Raw genomic sequence first — 8,674 nt, 5'->3', positions numbered from 1 at the left:
CCGCTGGATCCGGCGCGGCGAGCCGCGTTCGATGTACTCCAGGCGGTGCGCGAGCGCGATGCGTATCCCAACCTGCTTCTACCAGTTCTGTTGCGCGAGCGGGGGATCAGCGGTCGTGACGCCGCGTTCGCCACCGAGCTGACCTACGGCAGTAGCCGCGTCCGCGGTCTGCTGGACGCCGTCATCGGCTCGGCCGCCAATCGGGAACCGGAGACGATCAACCCGGTACTGCTCGACCTGCTACGGCTGGGGACATATCAACTGCTGCGCACCCGCGTCGACGCACATGCCGCCGTCTCGACCACCGTCGAGCAGGCCGGAATCGAATTCGATTCGTCGCGTGCGGGTTTCGTCAACGCGGTGCTGCGAACGATCAGTAGCCGCGACGAGCAGTCCTGGGTCGATGAGCTGGCGCCCGACCGATCGGTCGACCCAGTGGGGCATGCCGCTTTCGTGCGGGCCCATCCGCGCTGGGTCGCACAGTCATTCGTCGACGCGTTGGGCGCCTCTGCCGGTGAACTCGACGCGGCACTGGCCGCCGACGACGAGCGACCGCAGGTGCACCTGGCGGCCCGGCCGGGCGTGCTGACCGCCGACGAGTTGGCCGGTGCCGTCAACGGCGACGTGGGCCGGTTCTCGCCGTACGCGGTGTACCTGCCATCAGGTGATCCCGCGCAAATTCCCGCGGTGCGCGACGGGCAGGCGCTGGTGCAGGACGAGGGCAGCCAATTGGTTGCCCGTGCGCTCACTCTCGCGCCGCTGGCCGACGACCACGGGCGATGGCTGGACCTGTGCGCCGGCCCGGGCGGCAAAACCGCGCTGCTGGCCGCGATCGCCGCCGGATCCGGAGCGAGGGTCACCGCGGTAGAGCCCGCCGAACACCGCGCCGACCTGGTCGTGCAGAACACCAGCGGCCTGCCGGTCGACGTGCTGCGGGTCGACGGGCGCAGCACTGGGCTCGAGCCGGGTTTCGACCGAGTGCTGGTCGACGCGCCGTGCACCGGTCTGGGCGCGCTGCGTCGCCGACCCGACGCGCGGTGGCGACGACAGCCCGGTGACGTTCCGGCGCTGACCCGGTTGCAACGCGAATTGCTGGCGGCGGCAATCGCGTTGACCCGGCCGGGCGGTGTCGTCTTGTATGCGACTTGCTCGCCGCATCTGGCCGAGACGATCGGGGTAGTCGGCGACGCGTTGCGCCGTCATCCGGTGAGCGCGCTTGATACCCGGCCGTTGTTCGCACCGGTGGCCGATCTGGGCGACGGACCCTACGTTCAGCTGTGGCCGCATCGGCACGGCACCGACGCCATGTTCGCCGCAGCCCTGGAGGTTGGCCCCCAGTAAGCTCACGTCCATGTCAGGCAAGACCGATCGGCCGCTGATCGCGCCGTCGATATTGGCCGCCGACTTCGCCCGGCTCGCCGACCAGGCCGCCGCCGTCGAAGGCGCCGACTGGCTGCACGTCGACGTCATGGACGCGCACTTCGTGCCGAACCTCACGCTCGGGCTGCCGGTGGTCGAGAGCTTGCTGGCCGCCAGTGACATTCCGATGGACTGCCACTTGATGATCGAGAATCCCGAGCGCTGGGCGCCTCCATACGCCGAAGCGGGCGCGTACAACGTCACATTTCACGCCGAAGCCACCGACAATCCGGTCAGCGTGGCCCGCGACATCCGCGCTGCCGGCGCCAAGGCGGGATTGAGCATCAAACCCGGCACCCCGCTGGGCCCGTACCTGGACATCCTCCAATTCTTCGACACGTTCCTGGTGATGTCGGTCGAGCCCGGCTTCGGCGGACAGAAGTTCATCCCCGAGGTGCTGAGCAAGGTGCGCGAGGTCCGCAAACTCGTCGACTCCGGTGAGTTGACGATCCTGGTCGAGATCGACGGCGGCATCAACGCCGACACGATCGAGCAGGCCGCCGAGGCCGGAGTCGACTGCTTCGTCGCCGGATCGGCCGTCTACGGCGCCGACGATCCGGGCGCCGCGGTCGAGGCATTACGGCGGCAGGCGGGTGCCGTGTCACCGCACCTACGCCTATGAGCACCGAGGCGGCCGTCAGCCACGACGCCGCCATGCACCTGGCCGTTGAGCAAGCCGATCTGGTCAAAGGCAAGACCTATCCGAATCCGCCGGTCGGCGCCGTCATCCTGGATCGCGACGGCCGAGTCGTCGGCGTCGGGGGCACCCAGCGGACGGGCAGCGCTCATGCCGAGGTGGTGGCGCTGCGCCGGGCGGGTCGGCTGGCCGCTGGTGGTACCGCGGTGGTCACCCTGGAACCGTGCAACCATCATGGCGAGACGCCGCCGTGCGTGGATGCGTTACTCGGGGCCGGTATCGCGACGGTGATCTACGCGGTGAGCGACCCGAACCCCAAGGCGGCGGGTGGTGCGGCGCGACTGGCCGCCGCCGGGGTCCGCGTCGTCGGCGATAATCAAGCCGACCTGGTTACGGCCGGGCCACTCCGGGAATGGCTGCACAAGCAGCGCACCGGCCTGCCGCACGTGACGTGGAAATACGCCACCAGCATCGACGGCCGAAGCGCCGCCGCCGACGGCTCTAGTCAATGGATCACCAGCGAAGCCGCCCGTGCCGATGTACACCGGCGCCGGGCTACCGCCGACGCGATCGTGGTCGGCACCGGCACGGTGCTCGCCGATGACCCGACATTGACGGCCCGCCTGGCCGACGGCGGCCTGGCCGACCGCCAGCCGTTGCGGGTGGTAGTCGGTATGCGCGACATCCATTCGGAGGCAAAGGTTCTCAACGACGACTCACGCACCATGGTGATTCGCACGCACGAGCCGGCCGAGGTTCTGCAGGCGCTGTCCGATCGAACCGACGTGTTGCTCGAAGGCGGCCCCACGCTCGCCGGCGCATTCCTGCGTGCCGGGGCGATCGACCGCATCCTGGCCTACGTGGCGCCGATACTGCTCGGCGGGCCGATCGCCGCGGTCGACGACGTCGGCGTGCCGAGTATCGCGCGGGCTTTGCGCTGGCGCTATGACGGCGTCGAACGAGTGGGTCCGGACTTGGTGCTGAGCTTGGTGCCGCGATAGGCCTTGAGGGCCGTCCCGGAATCGCGGCACCAAGCTGGTCAGCTGGCAGGCCGCTCTTGATCGCGGCGTCCTGCTTCTGGCCGATGTCGGTGGCGAACCGGATCGTCTGGCTTGCCGTCGAACTCGACACCGACTTGGAGTCATTCGGTGAGGTGCCGGAAACGATCGTTCCCCCTTCGCCTACCGCCGCCGGCTGCGCATCTCCCCCCTTGACCGCGTTACCGGGTGATGACCTGGCCCCGTCCAGCGTGGTCGCGGCTCCGGCCGCATCCGGCAGGATCATGATGGTGTCGCCGATTTCCCGAGTGTGCCCTGATTACTGAAAACCGTTGCCACAGGCAGCGGGTCCGCAGCGGCGTTGCGCAGCTCAGACGAGTAAGCGGTGAGCGCGGGCGTGCGCGGAGTCTATGAATTGCTGTGGACCCCTGCCGCATACTGAGGCCCTGAGGAAACGAGGTCACCGTTGATGCGGAAGCTTGGCCTGAAGTGCGGCCTTGGCGTGCTTATCGGCGTTGCAGCGACGCAACTGACCGGCTGCGGCACGACAGTCAAACCTGACGGGGCGGCGAAGTCGGTTGTCGACGTCGTGTCCCGGCAGACCGGATTCAAGCCAAACGACGTGCATTGCCCGTCGGGAGTCAAAGCCAAAGTGGGCGGCGAGTTCGACTGCGGCTTCACAGGTCCGGAGGGTCCATACGTCGCGCACATGCGCATCACCAAGGTCGCCGGCGACGACATGGAATTCGACATCAAAACCCAGCCTCGTACGCCGTAGCCGCCGGAGGACACAGTGCACAACACTTGGAGTGTCGTCGAATTCGTTGTGCTGCTGGTTCTGGGCATCGCCGCGGTGCAAGCACTGATCTGGATTCCGGTCATCATGTGGTGGCGACGCCGTGCGCGTGACGCCAAGGCGCGGATGGCCGCGGCGGTCGAAGGCGAAGCGACGATTCGCTCAGCCGAGAAAGGGGTTTACCGCGGCTCGACGGCCCCCGGTTACCCGGTCGTCAGCAACAGCGGCACTATCGCGCTCACCGATCGCCGGCTGATCTTTATCACCCTCACCGGCAAGGTCATTGACATTCCCTGCGCCGAGATCACTGGCGTGCGGGAAGCAAAGGTGTTCAAAGCGGCTGTGCGAGGCGGTCGTTCGCACCTGATCGTCCAGATACCGACGGGCGAAATTGCCTTCTACGTCTCGTCGAACGCCGATTGGATCAACGCGATCAGGACCGTCGGGTCGGGACAACCGACCTAGCGTGTCGGACGGGTGCGTCGAGAACGACCGCCCAAGCCTGGGATCAGCATCGGAACGCGGCGACGGTAGTCGCGGTACTGCTCCCCGAACACGCGGATGAGGTCGCGCTCCTCGAATCGGACAGCGACCAGGATGTAGCCGGTGGTCACGACCGCAAAAAGCAAGTGCCCCAACGTCATCCGCGGTGTCACCCAGAATGCGATCAAAAAGCCGAGATATAGCGGGTGTCGAACGGCCCGGTAGAAAAGGGGCGTCGTGAACTGATGCTCGACGGGTCGCCGCTCCCGCAGTCGAGCGAACACCTGTCGCACGCCGAACAGATCGAAATGATCAATGAGCAAGGTGCTCAGTAGCGCAATCGCCCACCCAGCAAGACCGGTGACGGTCAGCAGCGTTCGCCAGGGCTGGGCTGCGACCCGCCAAACGTCGTCGGTGATCGGGAACCAGGCCGCCATGAGAAGGATCAGACAGACGTTGGAGGCAAGGACGTAGGTCGACCGCTCGGCGCTGGCGGGCACGATGCGGGTCCACCGGCGTTTGAAGCCGGCCCTGGCCATGATGCTGTGCTGGACCGCGAACAGCGCGAGCAACGCTACGTCGATCACCACAGCTGTGACGGTGAAAGTCCCGTCGCCGAGGCCGCCGCGATCGATGCTTTTGCCCACGACGTGCAGGCTGCCGACCATGAAGTCGGCGTCGGCGACGAACCCGATCAGGTACAGAAAAGCGAGCAGGAAGAGGACGTACGCAAATATGCCGTAGGCCGCAATGAGGACACCGCCGGCGAAACCGCCGGCCGGCCGGGATGAGGAACCATCGCCCCGCGCCACATCAAGATTGTGCTCCGCTTTTCGGCGTAAATATAGTAGCTCGGCGAAACGTCTAGACCCGAGGCGCGACGGGTTCGGCTTGCAGGGTTTCGGGCTCGTCGGCGTGCACGCTCCGGCTGCCGATCAACAGTCCCAACAGCGCACCCACCACGCAGACGACCACGGTGACCTTGAAGATTCCGCCGTACATCTCGGCGAACGCTTGGCGGTACATGGTGGCCTGATGCAGGACGCGTTCGGCAAGGCTGGCGTCCGCGGGTACTTCCGACGCCAATTTCGCGACCAGTTGCGGCAATTGGTAAAAGCCCCAAGCGCTCAACGAGGCCACCCCGATCAGCATGCCCGTCATGCGCGCCACCACCACCGCCGCCGAAGCAATGCCGTGCTGTGCCGACGGCACCACCCGCAGGCTGGCCGATGTCAGCGGGGCGATCACCAGACCCAACCCGATCCCGGCAATTGCCAGATCGGTATCCATCGCGGGGAGTGACAGTCCAAAGATGTTGTGGTGGACGTTCAATAGGTCAACCGACCATTTCGAGATGAACCAATAGCCACCGGCGGCGATCAGCAACCCCGCAAACGCCACTGTTCGATCGCCGATTTTCGTCGCGATCCCGCCGCCCACCAGCGCGCCGATCGGCAGCGCTGCCAGGAACCACAGCAGCATCATGGCGGCGTGGTCCTGGTCCTTGCCGAGCACGCCCTGGGCGAACAGTTCGACGTCGACAAGGGTCACCATCAGGGCCGCGCCGGCGCACAGCGACGCGCCGAGTGCGGACAGGAACGGCCGGAAGTGCACCCCGGCGGGTTCGATCAGCTTGGTGCGGGAGAACCGTTCCCACACAAAGAAAATCACCGCGAAGACGACTGAGGCAACAATCAGCGGCGGCCCGTAGCTGGGCAGCGCGTGCTTGCCGTCGGGATTGGCGTTGTACAGACCGATGACCGCCAAACCCAGAGTGATCGCCAGCAGCAGCCCGCCGACGATGTCGATCTTTTCCGGCTCGCCGCTGCGGTCCCGGGACGGCAGGCTGAAGTGGATCATCACCATCGCGGCCAGCGCCAACGGCACGTTGATCCAGAACACGTCCTGCCAGCGACTGGTCAGCCAGACGATGAAGATTCCGTAGAGCGGGCCGAGCACGCTGCCCAGTTCCTGTGCGGCACCGATGCCCCCGAGCACGCCCGCGCGGTTGCGCTGGGCCCACAGGTCGGCGCCCAGTGCCAGCGTTACCGGCAACAGCGCGCCGCTGGCCACGCCCTGGATGGTGCGGCCAACCACCAGCACATCCAGGTCGGTGGACAGCGCGGTGATCACCGACCCGATCAGGAAGGTGGCCAGGCTGACTTGCAGAAGCAGCTTGCGGCCGAACCGGTCGGATGCCCGGCCCAGCAGTGGCATCGCCGCGATGTAGCCCAGCAGATACCAGGTGATGATCGGGGTGATGCGCTGCAGATGGTTGACCGGAATGCCAATGGTGCTGATGATGTCGCGCATGATGGTGACCACGACGTAGGTGTCGAGTGCGCCGAGGAGTACGGCCAGGCTGCCGGCGCCGATCGCGACGCCGCGCCCCGCGTGCCGGGGCGCCGTCACGGGGCGACAGGGGGCTTGGTGACCTGAACCGGCGCGTTCCAGTTCGACAGCGTCATCTGGACCGAGTTGCCCGGAGTCTGCTCCAGCTGGATCTGGGCCAACTGGTGGTCACCGTTTTCCTCGATCCACGCGGTGGTGTTCGCCGGTTGCGTTGCTTTCATCTGCGGGGCAAGACCATTGACCGCGTCAGCCGAAGTGGTTCCGGTGATCTTGATGGTGCTCTGCCCGTTGATCGTTTCGCGAGACTCGGCCTTCGGGTTGCTCAGATTGGTCAGCACGTTTGCCAAGCCGGTGTCCGGTTTGAGGATCGAGGACGGGTCGTAGATCGCGGCCGCCGGCCCGAAGCTTTCCCACTGGCCGGGGGTCATCGCTGCGTACAGCGTCCCGCCGTCGACGACGAACTGGGCGTCGATGTCGGAGCCGCCGAACGTGATGCTGGTATTGCCCTGGGCGGCAGTGGCCGGCGTGGTGGTCAGGTCGCCGGTGAGGGTCTTGATTGGCAGGTGCTTGATCTTGCCGTTCACCGATAGCGCCAGGTGCACGCTCTTGACGTTTTTGGTGCTTTGGACTGATTCCTTGATCAGGTTGGCCGCGTCCGGCAGCGCAGCGCCGGATTGTTTCGAGGACGATGAGCAGCCGCTGATGACAGTGGCGGCGATCGTGAGTGCGGCGAGAACGGCGAGGATTGGGCGACGCGTCTGCATAACTTGCAGAGTAGCGGGTCGCTCGAAGTCGATCATGAAGCGCAAGGTGGCTGCGGCGTCGCGCAGGGGAGCGACAATCACTAGCCTGAGGCGATGTTCACCGGAATCGTCGAGGAGCTGGGTGAGGTCGTCGGTAAGGATGATCTGGGCGATTCCGCTCGCTTCACCATTCAGGGTCCGGTGGTGACCGCCGACGCCGGTCATGGCGACTCGATCGCCGTCAACGGCGTGTGCCTGACGGTCGTGGAAGTGCTGCCCGGAGGCCAGTTCACCGCCGACGTGATGGGCGAGACGCTGAGCCGGTCCAGCCTGGGTCGGCTGGCCGCAGGCAGCCCGGTCAACCTCGAGCGCGCCGCGGCGGTGAACAGTCGGCTCGGCGGTCATATCGTCCAAGGTCATGTCGACGGCACCGGAAAGATCTTGTCCCGCTTGCCTTCTGAGAACTGGGAGGTGGTCCGCATCGGCCTGCCTGCCGAACTGACCCGCTACGTCGTCGAAAAAGGTTCGATCACCGTCGACGGCATTTCGCTGACGGTCTCCGCGCTCGGCGACGACTGGTTCGAGGTGTCTTTGATCCCGACCACCCGCGAGCTCACAACGCTGGGCCAGGCCGGGCCCGGGACACCGGTAAACCTCGAAGTCGACGTCATCGCGAAGTATGTCGAGCGACTGCTAGCTGCGAAATAGCAGTCTAGCTGCGGAAACTGTACCAAAATTGGGTCAGCGACGTACCCTACACGAGGCGGAACTCGAACTGGACGGGGCGGAACTCGTACTCCTTCGCGCTGGCTATCGAGCTGCGCTCCTTGGCGAGGATGGCCCGCCAGTGCCAGCGCGCGAACTTGTCTTCAGGTTTCAAGACACCATCGTCGCGTCTGATCGCCGGATTGCGGGTTATCGCCACGCTTCAACTCAAAAGGAGGCCGGATTGCGCGGGGATATCGGTCGCCTCTGAGATCACGGGTGGGTGGAACTAGCATCACGGCGCCACGCAGTTGGTTTCCGTGGTCGATTGGTATCAGGAGCCAATCGCCGCCGTGGCGCTCGCTGCTGCGAGGAGCGTTGTAACACGGAGAAACATGTGCCTGGTCGGATTCCGTGGAAGCTAGTTAGTTAGGGATGGTCCAGACCGTCGACACCGCCGCTGCCGTGGGCGCCGTTGGGTGTGCCGCTCCCGCCGTCACCAATGGCCCCGCCGGCGCCGCCGTGGCCGTTGGGTATGCCG

At 66.0% G+C, this 8,674-nt stretch carries 11 protein-coding genes; 7 read left to right on the top strand and 4 right to left on the bottom strand.

Annotation, left to right across the window (positions count from 1 at the left end):
- The 6 genes from WAN02_RS21125 to WAN02_RS21100 form a co-directional block, all read left to right on the top strand.
- A partial coding sequence (locus WAN02_RS21125; RefSeq protein WP_422266169.1) for an RsmB/NOP family class I SAM-dependent RNA methyltransferase occupies positions 1-1,341 on the top strand: 1,341 nt, incomplete at its 5' end.
- Positions 1,342-1,351: 10 nt separating this feature from the next.
- Positions 1,352-2,041, top strand: coding sequence for a ribulose-phosphate 3-epimerase (gene rpe / locus WAN02_RS21120; protein WP_422266168.1), 690 nt, complete (start codon positions 1,352-1,354; stop codon positions 2,039-2,041).
- Positions 2,038-3,057 carry a bifunctional diaminohydroxyphosphoribosylaminopyrimidine deaminase/5-amino-6-(5-phosphoribosylamino)uracil reductase RibD gene (ribD, locus tag WAN02_RS21115; RefSeq protein WP_422266167.1) on the top strand — a complete coding sequence of 340 codons (1,020 nt, stop codon included), beginning with the start codon at positions 2,038-2,040 and terminating at the stop codon, positions 3,055-3,057. Before rpe ends, ribD begins: the two co-directional genes overlap by 4 nt.
- Before the next feature lie 56 nt (positions 3,058-3,113).
- Positions 3,114-3,380, top strand: a complete 267-nt coding sequence (locus tag WAN02_RS21110; RefSeq protein ID WP_422266166.1) for a hypothetical protein — start codon at positions 3,114-3,116, stop codon at positions 3,378-3,380.
- A 143-nt stretch (positions 3,381-3,523) separates the two neighbouring features.
- Positions 3,524-3,832 carry a DUF4333 domain-containing protein gene (locus tag WAN02_RS21105; RefSeq protein WP_422266165.1) on the top strand — a complete coding sequence of 103 codons (309 nt, stop codon included), beginning with the start codon at positions 3,524-3,526 and terminating at the stop codon, positions 3,830-3,832.
- A gap of 15 nt (positions 3,833-3,847) precedes the next feature.
- Positions 3,848-4,315 carry a hypothetical protein gene (locus tag WAN02_RS21100; RefSeq protein WP_422266164.1) on the top strand — a complete coding sequence of 156 codons (468 nt, stop codon included), beginning with the start codon at positions 3,848-3,850 and terminating at the stop codon, positions 4,313-4,315.
- Here the strand turns inward: WAN02_RS21100 and mddA are convergent.
- The 3 genes from mddA to WAN02_RS21085 are packed head-to-tail and all read right to left on the bottom strand — an operon-like array spanning position 4,312 to position 7,449.
- Entirely contained in the window at positions 4,312-5,145 is an 834-nt protein-coding gene (gene mddA, locus WAN02_RS21095; protein ID WP_422266163.1) for a methanethiol S-methyltransferase, read from the bottom strand. The genes WAN02_RS21100 and mddA overlap by 4 nt on opposite strands.
- 52 nt (positions 5,146-5,197) lie before the next feature.
- Positions 5,198-6,745 (bottom strand): MFS transporter, encoded by a 1,548-nt coding sequence (locus WAN02_RS21090; protein ID WP_422266162.1) that lies wholly within the window; start codon positions 6,743-6,745, stop codon positions 5,198-5,200.
- Positions 6,742-7,449, bottom strand: a complete 708-nt coding sequence (locus WAN02_RS21085; protein WP_422266170.1) for an LppX_LprAFG lipoprotein — start codon at positions 7,447-7,449, stop codon at positions 6,742-6,744. Before WAN02_RS21085 ends, WAN02_RS21090 begins: the two co-directional genes overlap by 4 nt.
- Positions 7,450-7,542: 93 nt before the next feature.
- Between WAN02_RS21085 and WAN02_RS21080 the strand changes: the two genes are divergently transcribed.
- Positions 7,543-8,136, top strand: a complete 594-nt coding sequence (locus WAN02_RS21080; protein WP_422266161.1) for a riboflavin synthase — start codon at positions 7,543-7,545, stop codon at positions 8,134-8,136.
- Positions 8,137-8,182: 46 nt separating this feature from the next.
- Here WAN02_RS21080 and WAN02_RS21075 read toward each other — a convergent pair whose 3' ends face one another.
- Complete coding sequence (locus tag WAN02_RS21075; RefSeq protein WP_422266160.1) at positions 8,183-8,353, bottom strand: hypothetical protein; 171 nt, start codon at positions 8,351-8,353, stop codon at positions 8,183-8,185.
- Positions 8,354-8,674 lie beyond the last annotated feature (321 nt).

It is taken from the genome of Mycobacterium sp., from assembly GCF_049281135.1.
Lineage (GTDB): Bacteria > Actinomycetota > Actinomycetes > Mycobacteriales > Mycobacteriaceae > Mycobacterium.
The sequence above is the reverse complement of the archived record's forward strand: the minus strand, read 5'-3'. Positions and strand labels throughout refer to the sequence as shown.